Raw genomic sequence first — 26,560 nt, 5'->3', positions numbered from 1 at the left:
TTCAAAAATGAGCATTTCTACACTGATTGGTTTAGTTTTTGGGGTAATCATTATCTTGTCAGCGATGATGATGGGGTCGTCTATCACGCTGTTTGTCAATATTCCCGGCATGATGGTGGTAGTGGGTGGAACTATGGCCGCTACTATGATTCGCTATTCAATGGAAGATACCTTATCTGCTTTCGGTGACTCCTTCTCAGCCATTAAAGTGACCAAAGAAATTCGTGACCTAGGAGAGTTGATTGATGTCACGGAGGATTTAATTCGCATTACTCGTAAGGATGGATTATTGGCGTTGGAAAACTATGAGGTAGATAGCCGGTTTTACAAAGACGGTGTCAGAATGTTGATTGATGGCTATGAAGCGGGCATGGTGCAAGATACTCTGCGAGAGAAGAATGACCTGTTTATAGAGAAAACAGAGACCAGCGCAGGGGTGTTTCGGGCGATTGGTGAGGCTGCGCCTGCCTTTGGCATGATTGGTACTTTGGTAGGCTTAATTCAAATGTTGGCCAATTTGAGTGACCCTTCTTCAATTGGTCCGGCGATGGCGGTCGCGTTGTTAACCACTCTGTATGGGGCATTAATTGCCAGCCTATTTGCTTTACCTATTGCTGATAAGATTGAGTCATGGGCAAATGGTGAATCGCATCGTCAGAAATTAATTATAGATGCGATTGATTGTGTTTCTAAAGGGGTTAACCCAGCCGTGATGCGTGATATTTTAAAGCCGTATCTTGACTCGGCAAGTCGTAAACAAAAGGATGAAGCTTAATGGCTAGACGGGTCAAAAAATGCCGTCAAAAAATGCCTTGGTTGATGACCTTTGCCGATATGGTAACCCTGCTGCTTGCTTTTTTTATTTTGATGTTCACTGTCGCGGAGGTTGACCAAGCAAAGTATGAGCAGGCTTTGCGTTCGTTAACCGAAGCCTTAACCAAGTCGCCTGAGCTGTCGGTGATCCAAGAGACCTATCTAGAGCCACTCAACCCTACTGAAATTGAAATTATTCATGAAGCGACACCCCCTGAAAGTTTAATTAAACTTTATGAGTCGATTCAAACCGACTTCTCCAGAGAGTTGGATCAGCAGCAGGTCGTAGCGCATTTTGATCCAGAAAAAGAGCAGATTAAGATTATTTTTCCTGAAACCATTTCGTTTAACTCGGGACAATCGGATTTACATCCTCGGTTTGTTGCCATGTTAAGACGATTTAGTGGCATTATTACCGAAGATGTTAATGTTAAGGTTGTTGGGCATAGTGACCCGGTGCCTATCCGAGGAGGGCGCTATCGTTCCAACTGGGAGTTGTCGAGTGCGCGTGCGGCGGCGGTGATTCTTCAGTTTCTTGCTGATGGGGTGATAGTTCCTCATCAAGCGATGGCAATCGGGCTTGCCGATACCCATCCTTTTATGGAGGGGGATACTGAGGAAGCCTATGCAGCTAATAGGCGTATTGAAATCATTATTGAGCCTAAAGAAAAATCGCTTAGAGCACAGATAGCGCAGCAAATTGATGCGTCGGGGTTGGATACAAGTTATTAAGCTAACCCGAATGCTTCACAATCCATCAAGTATTCGGGTTAAAACTATTTTTTATAGATAGAGGTTTAGGCTTGGTTTGAGATAAGCTTTTAAATCAAACCGCTGCTTTTAGCTGTTTTGGAATCGCGTTACGGGTATGGCTTATGCCATTTTTATCATCAGCATAGACCAGTATCGGTTTGAAGTTATCCGCCTGTTTTTCATCAAGAACACAATAGGTGGCGATAATTAACAGGTCTCCAGGCGAAGCCTTGTGCGCAGCAGCGCCATTGACAGAAATGATTCCAGAATGTTCTTCAGCACGGATTGCATAGGTTGTAAAACGTGCACCGTTTCGAACATTGTAGATTTGGATTTGTTCATACTCACGGATACCAGCGGTATCAAGTAAATGACCGTCAATAGCACATGAGCCTTCGTACTCCAATTCAGAGTGAGTGGTCGTCACTCGATGTATTTTGGATTTTAAGAGGGTAATTTGCATGCTAAATTCTCGTTATCCGTTAATAAGCACATTTAAATTAGTGCTAAGAGCAAAAAATGAGCGGTAATTATAACCGAAAGTTTCAGGAATAAAAATAACTTGGGCAATGCAAAAAATATCACCCAAGTTAATTTGAGGTTATTAGCCGGTATTTCGCATTCCTGCCGCAATGGCGTTAATGCTATTAAGTAATGGGCTTAACCAGACTTCTCGTTCTGAATCACTCGCATCCAAAGATTTATATCTTTTTAAAAGTACAATTTGGATGTGGTTGAGTGGATCTAGGTAAGGGTTTCTGCGCTTGAGTGATAACGCATTAGTGGGTGTTTCAGCCATAAGGTAAGGGTTTTCACTCGCCATTAAGCTGTAACTAACCGTACGCTGATGCTCATCTGCAATCATATTGTAGATTAATGCTGCTTGTTCAGCATCCTGTGCAAGTTCACTGTATTCCTTGCCGGTTTTTAACTCCGTTTTAAATAAAGCCATTTGAATATTGCTAAGCAGGGCTCTAAAGAACGGCCATTGCTGATACATTTGCTTTAGTTTATCTTCACCATGCTCTTCTGCCCATTTTTCAAGTGCATAGCCTGTACCATACCAAGCTGGGAAGGTAAGTCGGGCCTGTGCCCAACCAAATACCCAAGGAATGGCTCTAATCGAGGCTTTGCTAAGGTTGTTCTTTTTACGGTGTGATGGGCGTGAACCAATATTCAAAAGTCCAATTTCATTTACGGGTGTTGCTTCGTAGAAAAACTTAAAGAAGCCCTCGGTATGGTCGGTTAGTTTTCGATAGGCATATTCGCCATCACGTGCCAACTGATGCATAATTTCAAGGTGCTCAGCGTGATCCTGTTCTATAGGCTGAACTAAGCAGGTACTTGCTTTCATAAGACCCGTGACGCCAAGAGACAGTTCGTAGGTAGCCGTTTCAGCATTACTATATTTATAAGATAATACTTCGCCTTGTTCGGTGAATTTAATTGCACCCCTGACGGTGCCTGTAGGCTGAGATAGAATCGCAATATGTGTAGGACCGCCCCCACGACCAATCGTGCCGCCTCGACCATGGAATAAACGACAGTCTATGCCTGACTCATCAGCGAGTTGCATGATTTGTTGCTGGGCTTGATAAAGACTCCAAGCTGAAGATAGATTACCCCCATCCTTAGCGGAGTCAGAATAACCCAGCATAATCTCTTGCTGGTTGCCTGATGATTTTAACAGTGCATTATAGGTTGGGTTATTCAGCAGCGCTGAAGTGACCGGTACGATATGCCCCAGGTCTTCAATAGTTTCAAATAAAGGGGTAATGTGAATATCACAGTAGGGTTGTCCGGCGTTATAACCAGCCAGGCCTGCTTGGTGTGCAAGAAACAGGACTTCCATTACATGACTGGCTTCATGAGTCATCGAGATAACGTAATTATTAAAAGCCTTATAGCTTATTTCTTTTCGCATTTCACGAATCACGTTAAAGACTTCAAGCACTTCACGCGTCATGTCTTTTAATGCAAGGTGTTGGGTGTCGATTATGGTAGCTGACCCAACATGCTCGGCCAAAAGCTCTAAGCGTTCGGTTTCGGATAAACTCGGATAATCTACGCCAAGATGTGACAGTAAATCTGTGACAGCATCGGTATGAACGGTGGATTCTTGGCGGATATCCAGTCGCATTAGATAGAAGCCAAACGTCTGTACTAGGCGTATCAAGTCTTTTAATTCTGCATCAGCAATGCTTTGGTCACCGTGACCACAAAGTGACTGATAGATCAGTTGCAGATCGGCTAAAAATTCAGTTTCGTTCGGGTAAGCAAAGCATCCTTTTTGCGCCAATCTATCATCATTGAGCCTGGCTTCTAGGTAGTCAAGGTTTTGTTGAAGACGGCCATGCATTAAATAGAGTAAACGACGATAGGGTTCGTCTTTAAACCGTTCGGATCGCTTGTGGAATACCAGTTCAAGAAGGTCAACATCGACAATTGTCGCTCGGTTTAACACTTCTTGGTCAATATTGGCGATATAGCGAGAATGGGTTAAAACGGCACTTAACTCAAACAAACGTCGCTTGTACTCATAGAGGACAGCGCGTGATTGTAAAAAAAGCGCATGTTCAGTAGTTTGGTGGGTTACAAACGGGTTGCCATCTCGATCCCCGCCAATCCATGAACCAAAAGTTAAGAAGTTTGGCGTTTCAATGTTTTCGCCTGGATAGTTGCGTTCCAGTGCGCGTTCCATATAACGATAAACCTGCGGCACGGACTTAAATAACGATTGACGGAAATAGTAAATGCCATTGCGAATTTCATCGCTAACGGTAGGTTTACTGTGGCGTACTTCATCCGTTTTCCATAGCACTTGAATTTGAGATTTTAATTTTTTGGTTACTTCATCGCGTGCGTAGGGGTTTTGGAAGTTATCTGCTTCATTCAATCCCTCAAGGGTAACAAAGATCCGGCGAAGGTTTTCCATGACAGCACGACGTTTTGATTCGGTAGGGTGTGCGGTAAACACTGGAATATAGTCAAGCTTGCTTAGCAATGTAGTCAACTGTTCTGCTGTCATCCCATTGTTTTTGAACTGGGAAATGGTTTCGAGCATTGAACCCATCCAGAGTGGGCCGTCGGATTTTAACTGGCTCTGGCGAGCATGATATTGATGCTCCTCCTCAGCTAAGTTGGCTAGACTAAAGTAGAGGTTGAATGCACGAATAATGATAATTAGTGACTCTGGATTTTGTTGTTCGATAAAGGCTTGTAATTCTGCTCTTAAAGCTGGGTCTTCTTGTTTGCGCAGTTGAATATAGCCTTTGCGCAGCTTTTCAACGGCTTGGAGCATTTCAGCACCGTTTTGGTTTTCAATTACTTCTCCGAGTAATCCGCCGAGTAATTTGACACGGGCGCGTAATAGTTTATCTTGTGGATCATGCGTCGTCATTGTAGCCATGGAAATCTCATTTTCTGTGAAAAGTTTGCAAGATTATAGCAGAAATAGACCGATTCGTATAAAGAAGAGAAGGTGGATAAACTCCCGTTTTCGTAAAAAACGGGAGTTAAGCGGTGAAACGCGTGTTGGAAAAGACTTAAGCTTGGTAGCGCTTAGCGCCTTCTAAGATTTCTTTTCTAGCTGATTCGACATCTTCCCAACCATCAATCTTAACCCATTTTCCTGGCTCTAGATCTTTGTAGTGTTTGAAGAAATGTTCGATCTGTTCTTTCAACAGAGGAATTTGTTCTACCGCGGTAATATCTTTGTAGATAGGTGTCAACTTGTTCACTGGAACGGCTATAACTTTAGCATCTTCACCGCCGTCATCGGTCATTTTTAAAACGCCTATTGGACGGCAACGAATGACAGAGCCAACCATAAGAGGGTGCGGGGTAACAACCAGCACGTCGACCGGATCACCATCATTGGCAAGCGTTTGGTTAATGTAGCCATAGTTCGCCGGATAGGCCATGGTTGCGCCTTGTAGACGGTCAACCCATACTAGGTCGGTGTCTTTGTCGACTTCGTATTTGATTGGTGAAGCAAAGGCTGAAATTTCAATAATCACATTGATGTCGTTCGGCAGGTCTTGGCCTGCGGTAACTGCTGCATAACCCATAATGAATCCTTAGATTTAAATGTTCGTTAAAACAAAACCACCCGCTTTGGCGGGTGGCAAGATGTTGGTTATTGTTTAGACGATTAGTCTTTCAAGTAACCCATTGCTTTTTCAACTTCGTTTTTAGAGCCGAGCATAACTGGGCAACGTTGGTGAATATCTTTTGGCTCAACGTCCATAATATGTTCACGTCCTGTCGTTGAAAGACCGCCAGCCTGTTCAACAATCATGCTCATTGGGTTGCCTTCGTACATTAAACGTAGCTTGCCCGGCTTGTTTGGCTCACGGTTGTCCCATGGGTACATGAAAATGCCACCGCGTACAAGAATACGGTGAACTTCAGCTACCATCGAAGCAACCCAACGCATGTTGTAACGCTTGCCAAGATTGCCGGTTTCACCTGCTAGACAGTCGTTGATGTAGTTTTTCATGCCGTCTTCCCAGAAGCGCTGGTTTGACATGTTGATAGCGAATTCATTGGTGTCGGCTGGAATTTGCACCTTTTCGCGAGTTAATACAAACTCACCAATATGACGATCCAGCGTGAAGAAGTTAACGCCTTTACCTGTTGTTAATACTAACAAGCTTGATGGGCCGTAAAGCACATAACCCGCTGCGACTTGTTTGCGCCCGTTTTGTAGGTAGATGTTTTGATCATCACCTTGGCGCTCATCAGCAGGGGCTTCAAGGATAGAGAAGATGGTGCCGACTGATAGGTTAACATCAATGTTTGATGAACCATCAAGTGGGTCAAACAATACAAGGTAACGACCGGTTGAAGTACCTGCAACGGTGTAATCTTCTTCTTCTGATGCAATGCCTTTAACGCAATTATCTTCAGTAAGGATATTTTTCAGTAGATCGTTTGAAACGACGTCCAAAAGTTTCTGGGTTTCACCCTGAACGTTTTCATTTACGCTTGAGCCTAGAATACCCGCTAGGTCACCCTGGCCTAGTTTGTGAGAAATCTCTTTACAAGCAATCATAATATGGCTGATAACTTGCTTTAACTCACTGTTGACTTCATCGCGTTTTAGAACTTCATGTAGACGAATCATGTTTTGCTCTCTCGTTTGTGTAAAAATCGTGTTAGCTTACCTTTAAGCGGGTAAAATTACAAGTTTTCTAAGAATTTGCCCTGTGCGTTGTAGGTTGTTAATGAAGTATATAGTTAAGTTTTTTCCAGAGATTATGATTAAGGGCGATGCCATCAAAAAGAAGATGGTTCGTCGTTTGCATGAAAATGTTTTACGTTTATTGAAGCGTTTAGATGAAGCGATTGTAACCACTAAGTACTGGGATAAGATTGAGGTATTTGTCCCAGCTGAACAACCAGGCCTAGTGAATGAGGTGGAGAAGGTGTTGCTGAATACGCCGGGTATAGATCAGGTTTGGCGAGTTAAGCAATTTCCCATTCATAATTTAGACTCGGTTGTTGAGCAGGTAGTGCCCTATGCTTTGCCGTTAATTAAAGCTAAGACTTTTGCAGTTCGTGCCAGAAGAGCAGGCCATCACCCTTTTACCTCTTTGGAGCTTGAGTGTGAGGTTGGGCGCTTGCTGTGTGAGCAGGGAGAGGGCTTGGGTGTTGATTTAAAAAAACCGGAAGTAAAGGTGGAGTTCGATATCTACGATAATACTTTAAATATTATAGAAGCGCGTTTACCGGCAATGGGTGGCTACCCGATTGGAAGTCAGGGGGAAGCACTTTCATTAATGTCTGGAGGGTTTGACTCGACTGTAGCGAGTTATCTGTCGATTAAGCGTGGCGTTAAAACCCATTTTATTTTTTTTAATTTGGGTGGTAAGGCGCACGAGCTTGGCGTTAAACAGGTTGCAATCCATTTGTGGAATAAATTTGAGTCTTCGCATAGGATTCATTTTATAACCGTTCCTTTTGAGGAAGTGGTTGCGGAGTTGTTTCGTTCTGTTCATGAAAGCTATATGGGCGTGATGCTAAAGCGCTTAATGCTTCAAGCAGCCGAGCAGGTGGCCGAGCAATTGGGTATCCAGACTTTAATAACTGGAGAAAGTGTGGCGCAGGTTTCAAGTCAGACGTTAAAGAACTTGGCTGCGATTGACCAGGCTTGTACTAAATTGGTTTTGCGTCCTCTTGCATTTATGCATAAAACAGAGATCATGGCGATCGCTGACCAAATAGGAACACGTCAGTTTGCTGAAACCATGCCTGAATATTGTGGCGTAATTTCCCGAAATCCTGTGATTGATGCATCGTTTCATCGAACATTAAAAGAAGCGGGTCGCTTTGATGATACTGTGTTGCAACAGGCTATAGCGAAAATGGCAATCTCAGCGGTCGATCAGTTGGTGGAGCAAATAGTGCAATCGTCGCCGATTGAGGTGGTAACCGATTTGGAACAAACGGATGTATTGGTGGATATTCGTGCCGAGATCGAGCAGCAGTCAAAGCCTTTGCACGGAGCGATATCCGTGCCCTTTTATCAGTTAGCCCAGGCAGCAAAAAAATGGTCAGCAGATAGGCGATATCTGTTATATTGCAAAAAGGGTGTGTTGAGTCAGCTTCATGCTCAATATTTACGTGATGCAGGCTACAGTAATGTGTTTGTTTTTCGTGCCAATCAAGGTAGCTCTGAATGAGAAAAGTGCGTTATGCGATTATTGGTGCGGGTACGGTTGGATTAACCGCGCTGAGCATCATAAAAAAACAAACGGATGATTATCTACTCATCCAATCAGGTGAGTTCGGTACGACTTGTGCTAGGGTGGGTTGTATGCCTTCTAAGGCGCTGATACATGCGGCCAACCACTTTTACCATGCGCAACATGCAAATGCGGTTGGTGTGTTAGGTGGAACTGGGCTGAGTGTTGATCAGGCTTTGGTTATGCAGCGTGTTAGGCGGTTTCGTGATCGATTTACGAGTGGGATTAAGCAAGCAACAACCGATGGTTTAAGCAGTCGGCACCTCTTGTTGGGCAAAGCTAAGTTTGTGGCCGTTAATCGTTTAGATGTAGATGGCGAGCTGGTTGAGGCGGAAAGGATTATTATTGGTACTGGTTCCAGTCCTATTGTTCCCTCTGCTTGGAGAGATAGTTTGGGTGACCGCTTGCTGACCAGTGATAATTTATTTGAATTGGAAGTTTTGCCAAAACGTATTGCGGTCATAGGCTTAGGGGTAATTGGACTTGAATTGGGGCAGTCATTATCAAGACTGGGCGTTGAAGTGATTGGTTTTGAAGCGAGCGATAGATTGGGCGGATTACGTTATGCCAAGAGTTCTGAGAAACTGCTTCAATTGTTATCTGAAGAGTTTCCGATCTACCTTGATAAATCGGTTGATATTGAAGCAGATGCGCATTCTGTAAGGGTTGTGCGTGGCGCTGAAACTTTCGAAGTGGATGCGGTGTTAGTCACCATTGGAAGAAAGCCGAATTTAGCTGATTTAAACTTAGCCTGTTTGGGAATCGATTTAAATGATCAGGAGTCATTGTTAGTCAATCCCAATACTCTTCAGCTTGAAAGTATGCCCGTTTTTTTGGCAGGCGATGCAAGTGGTTATCGTCCTATTTTGCATGAAGCGGGTGATGAGGGTAAGATAGCAGCATTAAATGCCTTGGCTTACCCAGATGTTAGGCCTAAGAAGCGTAAAACAGCGCTGGGCATTAGTTTTATCGAGCCGGGCGTTGCCTATTTTGGCGATAGGTTGGATCAGCTGAATCCAAAACTGCATGTTGTTGCTGATTTTGATCTGCATTGCAATAATGGCCGAGCGATTGTGATGGATCAAGATCAAGGTTTAATTACGGTATTTGCTGACAAGCAGTCAGGACGCCTGCTGGGGGGTGAGTTGATCATGCCTCAGGCTGAACATTTGGCCCATTTGTTGGCTTGGTGCGTAGAGCAGGAATTGACGGTGGCTAGGATTTTAGACATGCCTTTTTATCATCCTGTACTTGAAGAGGCGGTCGAGTCGGTGTTAAAACGACTTAAAGACAAACTGCAGTAAGTGAAAAATTTGAAGTCTGCTATAATTCAGACGAGTAATAACAACCAGGCCTGGTTGTGCAGCAAAAAATAAAAAGCCGACGAACTAGGTCAATAAATTAAGTATGGTATCGAGTGACTAAAGAAATAAATCCTGCGGCAGATCCTTTTGCCGAGCGTGAAGCAGAAAAATATGAAAACCCTGTGCCTAGTCGAGAGTTTATTCTCGCCTTTATGGAGCAGGTTAACCAACCCTTGCGCTTGCATCAGCTTGCAGAAGGCTTGGGAGTAGATGAATATGATGAAGAAAGATTTGAGGCCTTGTCTCGTCGCTTAAAAGCGATGTTGCGTGATGGACAATTGATTAAAAACCGACGTGGTGCTTTTGGTTTGATCCAAAAAATGGATTTAATCAAGGGGCGGGTTATTGGTCATCCTGATGGCTTTGGTTTTTTAAGCTGCGAAGATATGGATGGTGATCTATTCATTTCAGCGCAGGAAATGCACAAGGTGTTGCATGGCGATGAAGTCATTGCTTCTATTGTGGGCGAAGATCGGCGTGGGCGCAAGGAAGCGGCGATTGTTGAGGTTAGCAAGCGCCATTCAACTCAGCTGGTTGGCCGTGTCCACTTAGAAGATGGCTTGGCTTGGGTGCATCCCAACAACAATCGTATTACGCAGGATGTTTTCGTGCCTGCAGATGGTTTGTTGGATGCCAAAGAAGGTCAGATAGTTAAGGTGGATATTATTACGCAGCCTTCAAAACGTCATGGTCCTATTGGCCGGATTGTTGAGGTGATGGGTGATTACATGGCGCCAGGCATGGAAATTGATACAGCAATCCATGCTTTTGGTATTCCAAATGAATGGCCTGAAAGGTTGTTAGAAGAGTTGGCGACGATTCCAGATGAAGTGACGGAAGCGGACATAGAAGGCCGTAAGGACGTGCGTCATTTGCCTCTGGTGACGATAGATGGTGACGATTCTCGTGATTTTGATGATGCGGTCTATGCGAAGCGGCGTAAAGCAGGCTGGCGTTTGGTCGTTGCGATTGCTGATGTGTCACATTATGTTAAGCCAGGCTCTGAGTTAGATAAAGAGGCTTATAAGCGTGGGAATTCCGTTTATTTTCCGCAGCGGGTCATCCCGATGTTGCCTGAAAAACTGTCTAATGAGTTGTGTTCGTTAAACCCACATGTTGATCGCCTGTGTATGGTGTGTGATATGTACATTAGCGAAGAGGGGCAGCTTGAACGTACTCAGTTCTATCAGGCGGTAATGAATTCTAAGGCGCGTCTAACCTATAATCAGGTTCATGATATGTTGACGAATCAGCAAAGTGAGCATCGTCAAACCTTTGCACCGATGGTTGAGCATATTGAAGCTTTGAATGAGCTTTATCAAGTCTTGGCTAAATCACGTTCTGAGCGCGGTGCGCTTGAATTTGATACGGTTGAAACCAAAATGGTGTTTGATGACGATCGCAAGATTGAAAAGATTGTACCGGTTGTCCGCAATGAAGCGCATAAGCTTATTGAGGAGTGTATGTTGATGGCGAACGTCGCCACAGCACGTTATCTAAAGCATCATAAAATCCCGATTTTATATCGTGTACATGAACCACCGAAAGAAGAAAAACTAAAAAAACTAAAAGGTTTTTTAGCGGATTTTGGCTTAGGTTTAGGCGGTGGGGAGGAGCCTACTGCGCATGATTTTGATCAGGTTATGCAGCAGGTTAAGGGTTTGCCAATAGAGCATTTGGTGAATACCGTGATGCTGCGCAGTATGAATCAAGCGGTCTATCAGCCTGAAAACAAAGGGCATTTTGGTTTAAGTTTTGAGCATTACGCGCATTTTACTTCGCCGATTCGACGTTATCCTGATCTTCTGATTCATCGGGCAATTCGTCATGCTTGGCTTAAGCAGGGTGCAGAAGGTTTTAGCTACGATACACCGGCAATGGAAACCTTTGGTCGTCATTGCTCAGATACCGAACGCCGAGCAGATGAAGCAACCCGTGATGCCGTTACCTTTTTGAAGTGCGAGTTCTTATCTCACCGTCTAGGGGAGCAATATCAAGCGGTGATTTCTTCTGTGACTAACTTTGGCATGTTTGTTGAATTGGACGATCTGTATATTGAAGGTTTAATTCATATTACTGAGTTAGGAGAAGACTATTTCCATTTCGATGCGGTACGTCATTGTCTTAAGGGTGAAAGAACCGGACAGGTTTATCGTTTAGGGGATCGTGTTGAAGTTCAGGTTGCGCAGGTGGTGCTGGATACGCGCAAGATTGATCTCAGACTGGTGCGGCACTTAACTCAGTCGCCTGAGTCTGGGGAAGCACTCAATCCTGAAACACTAGCAGAAAATTCAGAGCAAAAACCCAAGAAAAAACGCCGTTCACGTAATTACGCCAACAAAAAGCGTAATCGTTCGCGAAGCAAAAAGGCTGCTGAATGAGTGATCAAATTTATGGCATCCATGCCATTGAGCGTTTGCTTAAACAGTCACCTCACTTGATTTATCATATTGATCTTATCGAGGGACGACTCAACCCGCGTCTTGAAAAACTAAGAAACCAAGCGGAGCAACTGGGGGTAACTTTAAACCGTTTGCCTAAAACACGGTTTGATAAGTTGGATGCGGTGCATCAAGGTGTGATGGCTGAGGTTTCTCCCCAGACTCGTTTTGAGGAAGCGGATTTGATTGATTGGGTGTCGTCAAATCCTCAGGCTTTGGTGTTGTTTTTAGATGAAGTGCAAGACCCTCACAATTTGGGCGCGATTCTGCGTAGTGCGGATGCGGTCGGGGTTGATGCCATAGTGATTCCTAAGAATAACGCGGTTGGCGTGAATCCAACGGTACGTAAGGTTGCTTGCGGTGCAGCGGAGAGCGTTCGCTTGGTGGTTGTAACCAACTTGGTACGAAGCATGCAGCAGTTACAACAGGCGGGTTTGTGGTTGGTAGGTTTGGCGGGTGAAACCGATAAGACGCTTTATCAAGCGGATTTTACCGGTCCAATTGGCTTGGTTATGGGGGCAGAGGGTACCGGATTGCGTCGGTTAACCCGTGAACACTGTGATCAGCTCGTGGCTATTCCAATGAAAGGTCAGGTTGAAAGCTTAAATGTTTCGGTGGCAACCGGCGTGGCACTTTATGAGGTTTTACGCCAGCGCCAATCGGTTTAGTTTTTTATCCATTTTCTGCAATATAGATCGCACCGGTTTCGGCATCGATTTCGATGTCAACCGGCTTGAGCTCATCACGCCAACAAGGTCCCTCAATACAAACACCGTCTTCTATTCTAAAAAACGCATCATGCACTGAGCACTTCATCGTCATTTCAAATGGATTGATGTCAATTTTATAGGCTTCGTCTAGTGGCACGTCCTGATGTGGGCAGTTATTTTCATAGGCTTTGATTTCATTTTCGTGTTTAATCAGTACCACCTTGTGTTTTAATCCGGGTGCCGGGACAACTGTAGCGCGTGAGCTTGTAATGTGTTTGCTATTGGCGATCGGCTTACGCGTTACCAAGGGTTCAAGCAAATTATCTAAGCCAACTTGTTGGCATTTACGCGCTGCGAGTCGGCTTGCTTCAACAGTAGCCGTTTTTAAGTCACTGCCAGCGATTAAATGATGAATTAGTGCGGCATTGAATGTATCGCCTGCACCTAGTGTATCGACCGGTTTTTTTATTTTTATTGCGGGTTGATGGAAGACCTGTCCTTGGTGATCTAGACCCCAGGCTCCTTGCTCTCCCCAGGTGCATACCAACTGCGGGTTGGGGTATTGACTGTGAATGTCGTTTAATAAAGTCTCTGCGTTTTCATAGTCTTTTGCTTTGGCATAGTGGTGCGAAAAGATCAATAGATTGGCGTGTGAAAATAGGGCTTCAATGCCTTCTCGAGGTTTTTCAACTTCGAGCGAGATAGGTTGGTGTGTTAAGAAGGTTTTGGCAATATTCAGCATCCCGGCAAGCGCTTCGATATTACGGCCTTCAAAATGAAGCCAGTCATAGTCTTCAATTTCAATTTTAGCAAAATGATCAAAGTCACATTCCGGCAGATCCCGGAAATGGGTTATGGTTCGTGTAGCTGTTTCTTGGGATAGAACAACGTAAGAAGTAGGGGTTGAGCCTTTGATAAAGCGTTGAATATGCTGGGTATCAATCCGATAGTCTTCAAGCGTTTTTTTTAATTGTTTGGCTTGATGGTCGGTAGCCAGTGTAGTGACTATCGAAGTTTGATGACCAAGTTGGCTCAGAACATAGAGGCTGTTTGCCGTATTGCCACCGAGCTTAAACTGGCGTTGTTGTGCGCGAACCTCAGCGTCTTCGCTTGGATATTGATTACAAAACAGCAGGGTGTCTAAAACCAAGTTACCTATACCAAGAATTTTTGCCATAAATTAAGCCCGTATCGTAAATTTTAAGTGTTGAATTTTAACATAGCTTGACCTGACCGACGCGCTTAGCCGTTGCGAGTTTCGCTTTCCAGGTAATCAAACAGCGTTCCGGCAATATTAAGGTTAAATTGCTTGTCAAGCTCACGAATGCAGGTCGGGCTAGTTACATTGATTTCAGTAATGTAGTCACCAATCACATCCAGTCCAACAAAAATCAAGCCTTTTTCTTGGAGTTTGGGTGCGATCTGTTGGCATAACCAGTAGTCACGCTCGGTTAAGGCTTGGCCTTCACCACGACCACCCGCCGCGATATTGCCCCGGGTTTCTCCGTCTTGTGGAATGCGTGCAAGCGCAAAGGGGATAGGTTCTCCATTAATCAGTAGGATGCGTTTATCCCCCTGTTTGATCTCAGGCAAATAACGTTGCGCCATAATATGATGTTGACCATGATCGGTCATGGTTTCGATAATGACGCTGAGGTTCGGGTCGTCTTGTTTCACTCGGAAAATAGAGGCGCCACCCATTGCATCTAAGGGTTTGAAAATCGTGTCTTGTTGCTCTTTAACAAAGGCTTTAAGCAGCTCGGCTTTGGCCGTGACCAATGTTGGCGGTAGGCATTGGGGAAACCAGCTTGCAAACAATTTTTCATTAGCATCGCGAAGGCTCTGTGGTTTATTTACCACTCTGACGCCCTGAGCTTCGGCGAGTTCAAGTAGGTGGGTGCTGTAGAGGTAGTCTTGGTTAAAAGGGGGATCTTGGCGAATAAGGATAATATCGAGTTCAGTGAGGTGGGTGTGTGCCGTATTGCCGAAGCCATAAAATTGTCCATCATTACGATCCCAAACTTTGAGTTGAGTGGTTATCGCCATAGGTTGGGTGTTCAGTAGGTAAAGGTCTTCAGGTTGCATGTAGTAAAGTTCATAACCTCGGCGCTGAGCTTCAAGCAGCATGGCAAATGAGCTGTCTTTGTAGGGTTTGATTTGTTCAATGGGGTCCATCACTATGCCAAGTTTTATCGTCATTTTTTAATCCTTTGATGACCAGGCCTGCTGGTGGTTTTGCGATTTTAATTTTTTTGGTTCAGTTTGCACCACTTTTGATTTTAGGTGGCTTTCTGAGTCGGTTTTTTATAAATACCTATATTTAACATTATGAATAATATAGGGTATTTATTTTTGCATCTTATTTTGCTTAATATTAATAAAATATAAGCAAAATGAGGACCCGAATGATGTTAGTGCAAGATTATACCAGCCCCGGCTGTTTTGATGAGTCTTTGGTAGAAGGCGGCGGAGCAAGAGCTTGTTCAAAAGCTTTGGTTGATTATGTCTCACCTATGGATATTAAGCAGTTACAGGACTTGCAAAAATTAGCTGATGCTACTATTGCCCGAATGGGAGTGAGTTTTACGGTTTATAGTGATGAAGGAAATATTGATCGTGCTTGGCCTTTTGATATATGGCCACGTGTCATTGATGCGAATGAATGGCGTCAAGTTGAAAAGGGCTTGGCACAACGCTTAAAGGCGTTAAATTGTTTTATTGATGATGTTTATAACGAACGCGCTATTTTTAAAGCGGGTGTAGTGCCGGATGAAGTGGTGTTTAGTTCTAGGAATTTCAGACCGGAATGCGTCGGCATGAAGCCAAAGCACCAGGCCTGGGCAAATATTTGCGGTACAGACCTGGTGCGTGATGCATCAGGCGCGTTTTTTGTGCTTGAAGACAATTTACGTGTTCCTTCCGGTGTGTCCTATATGCTCGAAAATCGTGGAGTCATGAAGCAAGTGGTGCCTGAGTTATTTGAGAATTTACATATTCAACCGATGGGGGATTATCCAAACCGGTTGTTATCGATGTTATCTTCGATGTCGCCAAACGAAAGTGGGGTTCCGGAAGTGGTGGTCTTGACACCGGGTATCTATAACTCGGCTTATTACGAGCATGCCTTTTTGGCTCATGAGATGGGCGCTGAGCTGGTTGAGGGCAGTGATTTGCTTGTAGGTGATGATGATTATGTCTATATGCGGAATATAGAAGGATTAAAGCGAGTCGATGTGATTTATCGTCGGATTGACGATGAATTTATTGATCCTGAAGTATTTTGTAAAGATTCTACCTTGGGGGTTCCAGGTTTAATGCGTGCTTGGCGTGCCGGTAAAGTGGCGATTGCCAATGCGCCGGGTTGTGGCGTCGCTGATGACAAGGTGGTCTATGCTTATGTGCCTGATATGATTCGGTTTTATTTAAATGAAGAGCCCTTGGTGAAGAATGTGCCAACCTACCTGTGTAGTCGTGAAGATCAGCGCGCTTATGTTTTAGAAAACATTGAAAAGCTGGTAGTCAAACCTGCCAATGAATCGGGGGGGTATGGCATGTTAGTCGGTCCTCATGCCAGTGTGCAGGAGCATCAGGCTTTTCGTCAATTAATCGCTGAAAACCCTCGGAATTATATTGCCCAGCCCACCTTAAGTCTATCAACCGTGCCGACCCTGTGTGCCGAAGCGATTGAGCCGCGTCATGTGGATTTGCGTCCATTTATTTTGCAGGGTGCCAATAGCTATGTGACACCCGGAGGCTTGACGCGTGTTGCGATGGTTAAAGGCTCGTTGGTGGTTAATTCATCCCAGGGCGGAGGCAGTAAAGATACATGGATAGTGGATTTGGAGGTGGATGATGTTATCTAGAGTGGCGGAGCGTGTTTTTTGGTTGGCACGTTATATTGAGCGGGTTGAGAACACCGCACGAATGGTATTGGTGCATTCTAATTTAATGTATGATTTGCCTAAAAAGATTGATATGAGTTGGTATAGACTGATCGAGTTGACGAGTTCGGAAACCTTATTTGCGCAGTTGTACGATAATAAAACAGAGAAAAGCGTGATGCAGATGTTGCTGGTTGAACCTAATAATCCGGCTTCTTTGTTGTCATCCTTAAGGTTTGCGCGTGAAAACGTGCGAACCACGCGCGATATTTTACCTAAAGAAACCTGGAATCAAATTAATCAACTGCATTTGCTTTTAAGATCTAGAGAGGCGGATGTGCAGACCCGCAGCAAGCGTAATGCGTTGATGGAGGAGGTGATTCAGCATTGTCAGTCGATGGTGGGTATGTTTGCCGGAACCTTGAGCCAAGATGAGACCTTTGCGTTTCTTGTAATGGGGCGTAATCTAGAAAGGGCTGATATGACTTCAAGAATGCTGGATGAGGGAGGGTTTTTTCTAGGACAGCAAAAACACCTGGAACAGGTACAGGCTTATGAAAATGTATTGTGGGCGAATATATTGCGTTCTGTCAGTGGTTATTTAATGTACCGTCAACATGTTCAGACCCAGATTGATGGTGAGGGCGTGGTGAAATTTTTGCTTAATGATCGGCTTTTTCCGCGTTCAGTGACGCATTGTTTGTTTAAGGTGGTTGAAATGTTGAAGGTATTGCCAGATGGAGAAGTAGTGCGGCAGGAGGTCGATGAGTTGACACAGATTCTAGGGCAGTGGAGCCAGTTTGAAGCAGGTTCTAAAGAGTTGCATGATTATCTTGACAGTTTACAGCAAGGCTTCATTCGGGTAAATAATAGTATTTACCAGGCCTGGTTTATTCCAAAGCATCGGGCTGCTTGATCTATGAAACGTTTCTATTGTGATTGTGGGCAGGAGGTATATTTTCACAATACCCACTGTGAGCATTGCGGGCGAGACTTGGCATTTGACCCCATTAGCATGAAGTTGTTATGTGGACACCGTGAATTAGGGCGTTTTATCAGTCAAGACTCTCAGCATCGCACGCAGAGTTATAAAACCTGTGTTAACCACACTGAGCCTTTAAATTGCAACTGGCTATTGTCGGCAGATGATCCTCATAGCCAGTGTATTTCGTGTCGAACCACTCAAACCATTCCGGATTTATCGCGACCTAAAAACCCCTTGCGTTGGAAAAAATTGGAACAGGCCAAGCGTCGTTTGTTTTACACACTCTTGAGTCTTGGGCTTGATGTAAGAGGAAGGGAACTGGATGAGCAGGGGTTGGCTTTTCAGTTTTTAGAGGATCAGCGAACAAACCCACATGTTGCGATTGAGCATGTGTTGACCGGGCATGTTAATGGTTTGATTACACTGAATGCTGCTGAAGCTGATGAAGGGTTTTTGCACACGATGAAGGAAGCGATGAATGAGCCTTATCGAACGTTGTTGGGGCATTTTCGCCACGAGGTTGGGCATTATTACTGGATGAAATTATTAAGTGAGGAAGCGTTAGTACAGTTTAGGCGGGTGTTTGGCGATGAACGTTTTGATTACCAAAGGGCTTTAAGCATTTATTATCAATATGGCCCAGCTCGTCATTGGGAAGTGAGTTTTATCAGTGGTTATGCTACCAGTCATCCTTTTGAAGATTGGGCTGAGACTTGGGCTCATTATCTGCATATTACTGATACACTCGATACCGCTCATGCTTACGGCTTGACGAATTATGAGCCGAGTAGGAATGATTTTGACACTTGGATTGCCGAGTGGACACGGGTTACTCAACTAATGAATGCGTTGAATCGGAGTATGGGGCTGGCGGATGCCTATCCGTTTGTGCTGACGCCCATTATTCTTAGTAAGTTGAGATTTATTGATCAACTGATTGATAGTCAAGCGCGTGAGCAGTGATAACTCGTCGCAATCTATTTGGATAAAAACCTTTATTTCCAGCTTGCTATTCATAGGCGTTTTTTTGGTTTATACTTAATCTGTACGTATTTAACTAGAGAGAGCAGCTCGGCCTATGAATCTAACCACAGAGGTTCTCAAATCAAGTACTATTTTTATTATTGATGATGAACCAGCCAATCTCAAGTTGCTCGATAAGGTTTTGGGTTCTCAGGGTTATCTTTACCGAGTGTTGATTCAAGACCCGCGTGATGTCCTTCCGCTTTACCATGAAAATCGTCCCGATTTAATTTTGCTAGATATTAATATGCCTTATCTTGATGGATATCAGGTTATGGAGCAATTAGCAGCGCTGGATGATCCTTTATTACCGCCGATTGTTATTTTAACCGCGCAAAAAGCCCAGGACTACCTATTGCGCGCTTTAGATGCTGGGGCCAGGGATTATATTAATAAACCGTTTGATCGTAATGAGTTGTTAATGAGAGTAAGGAATTTGCTGGAAGCGCAATTCGCTCATCTGATGTTATATGATCAAAAAGCGACCTTGGAAGATTTGGTTGAACAGCGTACCCGTGAACTTCATCGTACTCGATTGCAAATTGTGCAGCGTTTAGGAAAAGCAGCTGAGTATCGTGACGAAGAAACCGGGAGTCATATTCTTCGAATGAGTCATATTTGTGCTTTTCTAGCGAAGAAGATAGGTTGGACAGATCAACAGTGCGATCTTATCTTGAATGCAAGTCCTATGCATGATATCGGCAAGATTGGGGTGCCTGATGCGGTGTTGAAAAAACCTGGAGGCTTGGATGACGGTGAGTGGGAATTGATGAGTGCGCATGCGATTATTGGCGCAAAGCTGTTGGAGGGCGATGACTCTGATTTATTGGCGATGGCGAAAGAAATCGCCCTAACCCATCATGAAAAATGGGATGGTTCCGGGTATCCTTACGGTCTAGAGGGTGAGCAGATTCCTATGTCTGGACGCATTGCTGCCCTTGCCGATGTTTTTGATGCTTTATTGTCGGAGCGACCCTACAAAAAAGCTTGGTCACTTGAGCAGGTGGTCGCATTTTTAAATGAAAACAAGGCCAAGCATTTTGATCCCAGGTTGGTCGATGTTTTTATTGAGAATATAGCTGAGATTGTTAAGATTCGGAATCAATTTTCAAATAAGGCCAGTTATTGATTTTGCGCGTGCGATATCGTTTGAAAAAGCAAGTTTTGTTGTTAGCCAGTGCTGTTTTGTTAAGCCATTTTGGGGCAGTGGTAAACGCGAGTACTCACGACTTGCAGATTGAGGCGAAAGCAAGGTATTTATTTGATATTGTACGTTTTACTCGCTGGCCTGAAGTTTCTGCACAGGAAAATAGGCTTAATTTGTGCAGTTTAGGATCAGTCACGATGAATCAACAACTAAATAAACTGACTGACCGAACAGTTCGTGGTCATACAGTATCTCTTTTAGAGCATACAGCGCCTCAACAATGGCATCTTTGCCATATTTTGTTTATCCCTTCTAATTTATTACCTTTATATCAAGCAGAACTTGCAGCTTTGTCCGGGCAGCCAATTCTGGTGGTTAGTGAAGGAACTCATTTTGAGTTTCCAACTGTGGTTTTGATGTTTCAGGTGGATGCTCAGCAGGTCGTATTTAGTGTAAATTACGCTCAAATGCGTTCAGCCGGGCTAGAGATTAGCAGTCATGTTCTAAAATTGGCAAATGAGGTGTTGAGATGAGGTTTTCTAAACGTGCTCGCTCTTTGAGTGCCCGACTGGTACGAATAAACCAAGCCTCTATTTTGCTGGCTTTGGTGGTAGTATTGATTTTATTTATTTTTACCAGTGCGCTTACCGGTTTGATTAAATTGCTTGATGACAGTCATAGTAAGGCTAATTTGTTATCGCAAAATATTACCTCAAGTCTTGTGTTTGAAGATCAGCAAGCAGCTAGAGAGCTGTTGGGTGCATTAATTCATACTGAGGAGGTGTTGTCTGCGGCGATTTATGATCGATATGGCAACCCCTTTGCTCACGCGAGTCGACAAGACCATTCAGTTCCTTATCGCTTGGATGTGCTTAGACCCGGTATTGACTACGGACTCATGCGTTTTACGGTGATAAGACCGATTATTTTTGATAACCAGCTTTATGGCAGTTTATTGCTGACTACGGATATAAAACCACTCTACGCTCAGATTGGTATGTTATCGATGATTACGATTTTTGGCTCGATGTTTGCGTTGTTGCTTGCACGTCGGCTTTCTGTACGTTTAAGTTTGCAAGCGGTACGCCCTATTGATGAGTTGAGTCAGTTAATGGAGCGGGTGACAAAAAATAATGAATTTAACTTGCGTGCTAAACCAAGCGATATAGCTGAATTACATAGGTTGGCGACAGGCTTCAATACCATGCTGGAAGAGTTGGCCGTGCGTGATCAGCGTCTAAGTGAGCATCGTGAGCACCTGGAAGACATGGTCGAGCAACGCACCGCTCAGATGACACAGGCTAAAGAAGAAGCCGAGCGCGCTAATAAAACTAAATCTGAGTTTTTATCAAGTATGAGTCATGAGTTACGCACGCCGATGAATGCGATTTTAGGTTTTGCACAGCTGTTGGAATATGACGATGAACTGACAGCGGATCAGCGAGAAAATATTGGTGAGATTCTCAAAGCAGGTCGACACCTATTAATTTTGATTAATGAAGTTCTGGATTTAGCTAAGGTTGAGTCAGGTAAGGTGGATCTTTCGATGGAGCCGGTTGAGTTAAAACCTTTGATTCATGACTGTATTTCTCTTGTTCAGCCTCAAGCCGAGCGTCACGGAATTCAGTTGGCTTCACATTGTGAGCCACAGCAGTTTGTTTGTGCAGACTTGACGCGTTTAAAGCAGTCGCTAATTAACCTTGTATCCAATGCGATTAAATATAACCGAGAAAACGGCCGTGTCGATGTTTGGGTTGAGCCTCAAGAACACGGAGGTTATCGAATTGCGGTTCAAGATACCGGACAGGGAATTGCTCCTGAAAAGATCAAACAGTTGTTTGAACCGTTTAATCGACTCGGTGCAGAAGGCGGAGCCATAGAGGGTACGGGGATAGGATTAACGATTACGCGTCGTATTATTGAATTAATGCATGGGCAGGTTGGGGTGACCAGTCAAGTTGGGGTTGGTAGTTGTTTTTGGATCGATTTACCTTTAGCAGAGCCAGACGTTCAGCATCCTGATTTGCAACAAGCATCGTTTAAGCTAAACCCACCAGGCCTGGTGGGGCGCTTTACTGAGCGCAAAACCTTGCTTTATATTGAGGATAACCCTGCAAATCTAAGATTGGTTGAGCGAATAATCGCCAGTGTTGATGGTTTAGAATTGTTAACCGCACAGGAGCCTGAGCTGGGAATTAACTTAGCTATCTCAACCGAACCGGCACTTATTTTATTGGACATTAATTTACCCGGCATGTCAGGCTATCAGGTGTTGGACTATTTAAAGAAACAACCGGGTTTGAAGTCCGTGCCGATTATTGCCTTGACAGCGAATGCCATGCCTAAAGATATTGAAAAGGGCTTAAAGGCCGGTTTTGATGATTATCTTACCAAGCCGATTCAAGTACCTATCTTTTTAGAAAGGTTAGAACATTGGTTGTTAAACGGCACTAAAACCTCTAGTTGAATTCAGTTATAACCAGGCCTGGTGGTTAAATATAGTTTAAAAGATCCGAGGGGAGTAGACTGGCCTCGGTTCGGTTTTGTATGGCCAAATCGGCAGATCGAGCATGCATCTCTACACCGAGTAACGCGGCGTCAAAAAGGTTTAAGCCCTGTGCAATATAGCCGGTGATTAGCCCGGTTAGCAGGTCGCCCATGCCTCCGCAAGCCATGCCCGGGTTGCCAGCCTGACAAAGTGCAAGTTGTTGACCATCATAGACGAGTGTTCCTGTACCTTTTAAGACAATTACACCGCCATAACGTTTATGAAGCGCATAGATTGCGGCAATGCGATCATTTTGAATCACTTCGGTTGGTTTTTCTAACAAGCGCCCGGCTTCGCCAGGATGAGGGGTTAAAACCCAGCGCTCATAATGAAATGGATCTAAGGCTAAGCAATTTAGTGCATCGGCATCTAAAACCATCGCACAATCAAGTTTACATGCCGCTTCATAACATTGCCAAGCCCAGTTATCTTGTCCCAAACCTGGTCCAATACCTATTGCGTCAATCTGTTTAACCAACTCCATAAAGTCTTTACTGGAATAACACATCAGCTCCGGTTGCATTTGGGTCAGCGGAATTAAATGTTGATCGCGGCTGATCAGTTTCACTAAGCCGGTTCCAGATCTTAAACAAGCCTTGCCTGCTAGGGCTACCGCTCCCATCATATTAGTATTGCCGCCAATTAATAGCGCTTGGCCATAATGCCCCTTATGCGTATTTTTTATCCGCTTAGGCTGTTTCATGTCTTGATCTTGCCAGCTAGTTGCTAGAGGCTTTAGGCTGTTGAGGCGTTCATGACTAAGGTTTAGATTATCAAGAACAATTTGCCCTGAAAAATCAGGGCCATAATTTTGGAATAGGCCAATCTTATAAACTATAAAACAAGCGGTGATATCGGCTTTAACCGCATTACCCAACAATCTACCACTATCGGTATCAATTCCTGAAGGAAGATCAAGTGCAAGTACAGGTTTATTCGATTGATTGATAAGGTCAATGGCTTCAGTGTAAGGCGACTCAATCGGACGGTTGAGACCTATGCCAAAGAGTGCGTCGATTATTAAATCACATGACTCAAGGGTTCTAGCCGTTAAACGTTTACTAAAAAGCCCTAATGCACCCGCTTCCAGTTCGGCTTTTGCAGCGTCACCACTGGTGGGTAATGGACCAATTTGATAGATATGAGAGGATAGGCCTTTTAAATGGGCAAGGGTCGCGAGCGTATAGCCATCTCCTCCATTATTGCCTGGTCCGCATATGATCGCTATTTCTTTAGCATTAGGCCAGTTTTTCAAAATGAGCTGTAGGCTAAACGAAGCGGCACGGCGCATTAGGGTGATACCGGGTATATGATCTTGCTCTATCGCCATTTTTTCAAGCTGTTGGGCTTGTGTGCGGCTGTAAAGTGAAAGCATGGTGTTTATTCCGTTGACGGATAAAGCTTTATTGTAAAACAACCAGGCCTGGTTGGTAAGGATGAATTTTAGCTATAAAAAAACCAGCAATAAGCTGGTTTTTTTAGTTGGCGACCATCAAATAAAAATTATTTGATTTTAGCTTCTTTGAACATCACGTGTTTACGAACCACTGGATCGTATTTTTTGATTTCAAACTTGCCCGCCATGGTGCGTTTGTTTTTATCAGTAGTATAGAAATAACCTGTACCAGCTGATGAGACTAACTTAATTTTATCGCGCATAATCGTCTCCTAATTAAACCTTCTCACCACGTGCACGCAATTCTGCTAGCACTAATTCGATTCCGTTTTTGTCGATGGTACGCATAGCGGCTGGCGTAAGGCGTAATTTTACAAAACGGTTTTCAGATTCAACCCAAAAACGATGTGTTTGTAAATTTGGCAAAAAACGGCGACGTGTTTTACGGTGAGAGTGGGAAACATTGTTACCGACAGCAGGGCGTTTTCCTGTGACTTGGCAAACTCTAGACATCTCTCAATCCCCTATTTAATCATTAAAGATGAAAACTTATGAGTGGGCACAAATAGGCCAACTCAAGAATTCTAATTACGGTAAATTTAAAATTTACCCAAAAACAAGAAGACGGAATTATCCATAAATACGTGACTTAATGCAAGACTTATTTTCAAATTTCACCTGCTTGAGCCATTGAGTGCCATCTTCCGTGGTCGCCAATAATGATATGATCAAGTAATCGCACTTCAACCAGGCTTAAAGCTTGTTTAATTAAGTCGGTAATGCTGTGATCGGATTGGCTCGGCTTTGGCAAGCCAGACGGGTGATTATGGCTGATAACCATCGCAGCAGCATTGTGTTTTAATGCCAACTTAATGATTTCCCTCGGATGGACACTAGCCTGATTAACCGTGCCATAAAATAAAACTTCAAAGTGAATCATTTGGTGTTGTTGATCAAGGAGTAGGCAGGCAAATTGTTCACGTTCACTGCGCCCAATTTGCTGGGTAAAGTACCGGGCAGAGAGTTCTGGGCTATTAAAAATATCGCCTTTTTTTAGCCCGCTTTCAAAGTGGCGACGTGCCATTTCAAGTACGGCAGACATTTGGGCATACTTGGCAAGGCCAAGACCTTTGGCCTGACAAAACTCATCTTGGCTGGCGCGAAGAAGATTATGCAAATCACCAAAATGATCGATTAAGTCCTGCGCGAGTTCGACTGCGCTTTTGCCCTTGACTCCGACCCGTAAGAAAATGGCTAAGAGTTCTGCGTCGGTTAAACTCGGTGCGCCAAAATGGATAAGTTTTTCACGGGGGCGGTCGTATTGATGCCAATCTCGAATCGACATACAGCAGTTAGCCTATTAGTTAGCTTGCGCTTTTTTAAGGCGCTGCTGTTTGATTAGGATTGCTGTTTTTAATACCTTGGTAAATACCGAGTATTTATGCTCAACAATCTTGTACAGGTTGATGGGGTTGCCATGAGGCAGTTCAAACGCATCCTGCGCTATTTCAATCCACTTATCAATTTCTTCGTTAGTAAAAAAGCTATTGAGTTCAAAATAGGACAGTTTGGTCAGCGTGACGGCACGTAAGGTTTTGCTCCACTCTAATTCACTGATATTAGCATACTTATTTTTATAGTAGCTATTGATGCCATGAACCTTATAGTCAAGAAAGGTTTTGAGTGTTTCATGACCCAGCATATCATCCGCTGCCTGGCGGGCACTAAAAGAGAGATTGTCCATAAACTGCGATTCAACTTGGTGATTGGTGCCTGGCATAACTCAATCCTCCTGTTTAGTTAGCAAGGTTATTAGAAACACTCGCTTAGTTCATATTTTTGAATTTGTGCTAATAAATAGGTTTGATCTCGTCCATTAGGAAATTCAAAGTTCATTGCGACTCTTTCATAAAAGGATTCGGCATCAGATTGAATATTAACCACAATACCTTCAAACAGCAAAAGTCGTTCATCGTCTTTAAAATAGATCAAAACATCAAGCCGTTCATTGAGTTTGAGGCCTTTGCGCAATTTTAGGGCTAGGCCACTGGCACTGACATTAGCGGGTTCTGATTCCCAGAGTTCAGGGTGTTGGCGTTGACTGTGATCATTATGAAGGTTGCGAAACATTTCGGTATAGATGTTGAGTAGCTGGCTGGTTTGGATGATCGCTTGGAGCAAGGGGATGGCATTATATTTTTCATCACTTAATTTTGCGCAAAACTCATCGAGTTTAAAGCCTACCGGTATCGGCGTGGGTGCATAGAAGTTATTAGGGTCGGAGTGTGTCAATACTTCATCGAGGCGTTGAAGAAAATAGATATATTTTTCTTCAATTAATTTCAGGTAGGTATAGGTTTTGGGCGAACTGGTTTTGAGAAGGTTTAATTTTGGCAAGCCTTCTAGGTGGCTATTTAGTTTAAACAGTTTGCTAGTGTCTTTTTTGGGATTGTATCCCCGCGATAATTCTAGCAAGCATTCTTCATAAAACTCGAGATGATCTAGGATTTCGCTAAAAATAGCCATAATGGCTTCTTTGCTGTCTTGAACTTTATTTAAGGCACTGTTAACGATGACTTTTTGGTGGTTGATCTGATTCGCTACACTGTCAGGGTAGTAGTTGGCTCCGGTCGCTAGAATATCACGGTCAGTAATCGGTGAACGTGGGGTAACGTATGCCCTCAAAGGCATATTGATTCTAAAAAAACGGCGTACATTTCGCATTGAATTTTGCATAAGCTAATCTTTAT

24 protein-coding genes are annotated in these 26,560 nt (G+C 43.9%); 12 read left to right on the top strand and 12 right to left on the bottom strand.

Annotated features, from left to right (window positions below):
- Positions 1-7: 7 nt before the first annotated feature.
- A complete protein-coding gene (locus JX580_RS08725; protein WP_248850158.1) occupies positions 8-775 on the top strand; it encodes a motility protein A in 768 nt (255 codons plus the stop codon).
- Entirely contained in the window at positions 775-1,545 is a 771-nt protein-coding gene (locus JX580_RS08720) for an OmpA/MotB family protein (protein ID WP_248850157.1), read from the top strand. Before JX580_RS08725 ends, JX580_RS08720 begins: the two co-directional genes overlap by 1 nt.
- Before the next feature lie 94 nt (positions 1,546-1,639).
- On the opposite strand, the gene panD is transcribed toward JX580_RS08720, so the two are convergent.
- The 4 genes from panD to JX580_RS08700 form a co-directional block, all read right to left on the bottom strand.
- A complete protein-coding gene (gene panD / locus JX580_RS08715) occupies positions 1,640-2,029 on the bottom strand; it encodes an aspartate 1-decarboxylase (RefSeq protein ID WP_248850156.1) in 390 nt (129 codons plus the stop codon).
- Between the two features lie 141 nt (positions 2,030-2,170).
- Positions 2,171-4,966 carry a phosphoenolpyruvate carboxylase gene (gene ppc / locus JX580_RS08710; RefSeq protein ID WP_432758402.1) on the bottom strand — a complete coding sequence of 932 codons (2,796 nt, stop codon included), beginning with the start codon at positions 4,964-4,966 and terminating at the stop codon, positions 2,171-2,173.
- 145 nt (positions 4,967-5,111) lie between these two features.
- Positions 5,112-5,636: an inorganic diphosphatase gene (gene ppa / locus JX580_RS08705; protein WP_248850154.1), complete on the bottom strand. Its 525-nt coding sequence runs from the start codon at positions 5,634-5,636 to the stop codon at positions 5,112-5,114.
- Positions 5,637-5,719: 83 nt separating this feature from the next.
- Entirely contained in the window at positions 5,720-6,694 is a 975-nt protein-coding gene (locus JX580_RS08700; protein ID WP_248850153.1) for a class 1 fructose-bisphosphatase, read from the bottom strand.
- A gap of 100 nt (positions 6,695-6,794) precedes the next feature.
- Here JX580_RS08700 and thiI point away from each other — a divergent pair, with 100 nt between their 5' ends.
- The 4 genes from thiI (at position 6,795) to rlmB (ending at position 12,788) form a co-directional block, all read left to right on the top strand.
- Complete coding sequence (gene thiI, locus JX580_RS08695) at positions 6,795-8,252, top strand: tRNA uracil 4-sulfurtransferase ThiI (RefSeq protein ID WP_248850152.1); 1,458 nt, start codon at positions 6,795-6,797, stop codon at positions 8,250-8,252.
- The gene (locus JX580_RS08690; RefSeq protein ID WP_248850151.1) at positions 8,249-9,619 is read left to right on the top strand and encodes a dihydrolipoyl dehydrogenase; all 1,371 of its coding nucleotides are present in this window, start codon (positions 8,249-8,251) and stop codon (positions 9,617-9,619) included. The genes thiI and JX580_RS08690 overlap by 4 nt, the downstream gene beginning before the upstream one ends.
- A gap of 113 nt (positions 9,620-9,732) precedes the next feature.
- A complete protein-coding gene (rnr, locus tag JX580_RS08685; protein WP_248850150.1) occupies positions 9,733-12,060 on the top strand; it encodes a ribonuclease R in 2,328 nt (775 codons plus the stop codon).
- Complete coding sequence (rlmB, locus tag JX580_RS08680; RefSeq protein ID WP_248850149.1) at positions 12,057-12,788, top strand: 23S rRNA (guanosine(2251)-2'-O)-methyltransferase RlmB; 732 nt, start codon at positions 12,057-12,059, stop codon at positions 12,786-12,788. Before rnr ends, rlmB begins: the two co-directional genes overlap by 4 nt.
- A 4-nt stretch (positions 12,789-12,792) precedes the next feature.
- Here rlmB and JX580_RS08675 read toward each other — a convergent pair whose 3' ends face one another.
- On the bottom strand, positions 12,793-14,007 hold the full coding sequence (locus JX580_RS08675) for a PfkB family carbohydrate kinase (RefSeq protein WP_248850148.1): 1,215 nt from the start codon (positions 14,005-14,007) through the stop codon (positions 12,793-12,795).
- Positions 14,008-14,072: 65 nt separating this feature from the next.
- Positions 14,073-15,029 carry a glutathione synthase gene (gene gshB / locus JX580_RS08670; protein ID WP_248850147.1) on the bottom strand — a complete coding sequence of 319 codons (957 nt, stop codon included), beginning with the start codon at positions 15,027-15,029 and terminating at the stop codon, positions 14,073-14,075.
- Between the two features lie 206 nt (positions 15,030-15,235).
- Between gshB and JX580_RS08665 the strand changes: the two genes are divergently transcribed.
- The 6 genes from JX580_RS08665 (at position 15,236) to JX580_RS08640 (ending at position 22,333) form a co-directional block, all read left to right on the top strand.
- Positions 15,236-16,693 carry a circularly permuted type 2 ATP-grasp protein gene (locus JX580_RS08665; protein ID WP_432758391.1) on the top strand — a complete coding sequence of 486 codons (1,458 nt, stop codon included), beginning with the start codon at positions 15,236-15,238 and terminating at the stop codon, positions 16,691-16,693.
- A complete protein-coding gene (locus tag JX580_RS08660; protein WP_248850146.1) occupies positions 16,680-17,627 on the top strand; it encodes an alpha-E domain-containing protein in 948 nt (315 codons plus the stop codon). The genes JX580_RS08665 and JX580_RS08660 overlap by 14 nt, the downstream gene beginning before the upstream one ends.
- A 3-nt stretch (positions 17,628-17,630) precedes the next feature.
- The gene (locus JX580_RS08655) at positions 17,631-18,659 is read left to right on the top strand and encodes a zinc-binding metallopeptidase family protein (RefSeq protein WP_248850145.1); all 1,029 of its coding nucleotides are present in this window, start codon (positions 17,631-17,633) and stop codon (positions 18,657-18,659) included.
- A 115-nt stretch (positions 18,660-18,774) separates the two neighbouring features.
- Positions 18,775-19,848: an HD-GYP domain-containing protein gene (locus JX580_RS08650; protein WP_248850144.1), complete on the top strand. Its 1,074-nt coding sequence runs from the start codon at positions 18,775-18,777 to the stop codon at positions 19,846-19,848.
- A 20-nt stretch (positions 19,849-19,868) separates the two neighbouring features.
- A complete protein-coding gene (locus JX580_RS08645; protein WP_248850143.1) occupies positions 19,869-20,399 on the top strand; it encodes a YfiR family protein in 531 nt (176 codons plus the stop codon).
- Complete coding sequence (locus JX580_RS08640; RefSeq protein WP_248850142.1) at positions 20,396-22,333, top strand: ATP-binding protein; 1,938 nt, start codon at positions 20,396-20,398, stop codon at positions 22,331-22,333. The genes JX580_RS08645 and JX580_RS08640 overlap by 4 nt, the downstream gene beginning before the upstream one ends.
- 25 nt (positions 22,334-22,358) lie before the next feature.
- Here the strand turns inward: JX580_RS08640 and JX580_RS08635 are convergent, their stop codons facing one another.
- The 6 genes from JX580_RS08635 to JX580_RS08610 form a co-directional block, all read right to left on the bottom strand.
- A complete protein-coding gene (locus tag JX580_RS08635) occupies positions 22,359-23,789 on the bottom strand; it encodes an NAD(P)H-hydrate dehydratase (RefSeq protein ID WP_248850141.1) in 1,431 nt (476 codons plus the stop codon).
- Between the two features lie 128 nt (positions 23,790-23,917).
- Positions 23,918-24,073 (bottom strand): 50S ribosomal protein L33, encoded by a 156-nt coding sequence (rpmG, locus tag JX580_RS08630; protein WP_006459786.1) that lies wholly within the window; start codon positions 24,071-24,073, stop codon positions 23,918-23,920.
- Positions 24,074-24,086: 13 nt separating this feature from the next.
- On the bottom strand, positions 24,087-24,323 hold the full coding sequence (gene rpmB, locus JX580_RS08625; protein WP_248850140.1) for a 50S ribosomal protein L28: 237 nt from the start codon (positions 24,321-24,323) through the stop codon (positions 24,087-24,089).
- A 154-nt stretch (positions 24,324-24,477) separates the two neighbouring features.
- The gene (radC, locus tag JX580_RS08620) at positions 24,478-25,155 is read right to left on the bottom strand and encodes a RadC family protein (protein WP_248850139.1); all 678 of its coding nucleotides are present in this window, start codon (positions 25,153-25,155) and stop codon (positions 24,478-24,480) included.
- Between the two features lie 15 nt (positions 25,156-25,170).
- The gene (locus tag JX580_RS08615; protein ID WP_248850138.1) at positions 25,171-25,590 is read right to left on the bottom strand and encodes a hypothetical protein; all 420 of its coding nucleotides are present in this window, start codon (positions 25,588-25,590) and stop codon (positions 25,171-25,173) included.
- A 32-nt stretch (positions 25,591-25,622) separates the two neighbouring features.
- Positions 25,623-26,546 carry a PilZ domain-containing protein gene (locus JX580_RS08610; RefSeq protein WP_248850137.1) on the bottom strand — a complete coding sequence of 308 codons (924 nt, stop codon included), beginning with the start codon at positions 26,544-26,546 and terminating at the stop codon, positions 25,623-25,625.
- Positions 26,547-26,560: the final 14 nt, after the last annotated feature.

This window comes from Thiomicrospira microaerophila (assembly GCF_023278225.1).
Classification (GTDB): Bacteria; Pseudomonadota; Gammaproteobacteria; order Thiomicrospirales; family Thiomicrospiraceae; genus Thiomicrospira; species Thiomicrospira microaerophila_A.
This window is presented reverse-complemented; position numbering and strand designations above follow the sequence as displayed.

What these genes read in the sequence shown, in the direction of transcription:
- rlmB (WP_248850149.1), top strand. Translation starts at nt 12,057, where the DNA reads ATGAGTGATCAAATTTATGGCATCCATGCCATTGAGCGTTTGCTTAAA.
- JX580_RS08615 (WP_248850138.1), bottom strand. Translation starts at nt 25,590, where the DNA reads ATGCCAGGCACCAATCACCAAGTTGAATCGCAGTTTATGGACAATCTC.
- JX580_RS08700 (WP_248850153.1), bottom strand. Translation starts at nt 6,694, where the DNA reads ATGATTCGTCTACATGAAGTTCTAAAACGCGATGAAGTCAACAGTGAG.
- gshB (WP_248850147.1), bottom strand. Translation starts at nt 15,029, where the DNA reads ATGACGATAAAACTTGGCATAGTGATGGACCCCATTGAACAAATCAAA.
- JX580_RS08610 (WP_248850137.1), bottom strand. Translation starts at nt 26,546, where the DNA reads ATGCAAAATTCAATGCGAAATGTACGCCGTTTTTTTAGAATCAATATG.
- radC (WP_248850139.1), bottom strand. Translation starts at nt 25,155, where the DNA reads ATGTCGATTCGAGATTGGCATCAATACGACCGCCCCCGTGAAAAACTT.
- rpmG (WP_006459786.1), bottom strand. Translation starts at nt 24,073, where the DNA reads ATGCGCGATAAAATTAAGTTAGTCTCATCAGCTGGTACAGGTTATTTC.
- JX580_RS08640 (WP_248850142.1), top strand. Translation starts at nt 20,396, where the DNA reads ATGAGGTTTTCTAAACGTGCTCGCTCTTTGAGTGCCCGACTGGTACGA.
- JX580_RS08665 (WP_432758391.1), top strand. Translation starts at nt 15,236, where the DNA reads ATGATGTTAGTGCAAGATTATACCAGCCCCGGCTGTTTTGATGAGTCT.
- JX580_RS08690 (WP_248850151.1), top strand. Translation starts at nt 8,249, where the DNA reads ATGAGAAAAGTGCGTTATGCGATTATTGGTGCGGGTACGGTTGGATTA.
- ppc (WP_432758402.1), bottom strand. Translation starts at nt 4,966, where the DNA reads ATGACGACGCATGATCCACAAGATAAACTATTACGCGCCCGTGTCAAA.
- rpmB (WP_248850140.1), bottom strand. Translation starts at nt 24,323, where the DNA reads ATGTCTAGAGTTTGCCAAGTCACAGGAAAACGCCCTGCTGTCGGTAAC.
- JX580_RS08650 (WP_248850144.1), top strand. Translation starts at nt 18,775, where the DNA reads ATGAATCTAACCACAGAGGTTCTCAAATCAAGTACTATTTTTATTATT.
- JX580_RS08725 (WP_248850158.1), top strand. Translation starts at nt 8, where the DNA reads ATGAGCATTTCTACACTGATTGGTTTAGTTTTTGGGGTAATCATTATC.
- JX580_RS08720 (WP_248850157.1), top strand. Translation starts at nt 775, where the DNA reads ATGGCTAGACGGGTCAAAAAATGCCGTCAAAAAATGCCTTGGTTGATG.
- JX580_RS08660 (WP_248850146.1), top strand. Translation starts at nt 16,680, where the DNA reads ATGATGTTATCTAGAGTGGCGGAGCGTGTTTTTTGGTTGGCACGTTAT.
- ppa (WP_248850154.1), bottom strand. Translation starts at nt 5,636, where the DNA reads ATGGGTTATGCAGCAGTTACCGCAGGCCAAGACCTGCCGAACGACATC.
- panD (WP_248850156.1), bottom strand. Translation starts at nt 2,029, where the DNA reads ATGCAAATTACCCTCTTAAAATCCAAAATACATCGAGTGACGACCACT.
- JX580_RS08635 (WP_248850141.1), bottom strand. Translation starts at nt 23,789, where the DNA reads ATGCTTTCACTTTACAGCCGCACACAAGCCCAACAGCTTGAAAAAATG.
- JX580_RS08675 (WP_248850148.1), bottom strand. Translation starts at nt 14,007, where the DNA reads ATGGCAAAAATTCTTGGTATAGGTAACTTGGTTTTAGACACCCTGCTG.
- thiI (WP_248850152.1), top strand. Translation starts at nt 6,795, where the DNA reads ATGAAGTATATAGTTAAGTTTTTTCCAGAGATTATGATTAAGGGCGAT.
- JX580_RS08655 (WP_248850145.1), top strand. Translation starts at nt 17,631, where the DNA reads ATGAAACGTTTCTATTGTGATTGTGGGCAGGAGGTATATTTTCACAAT.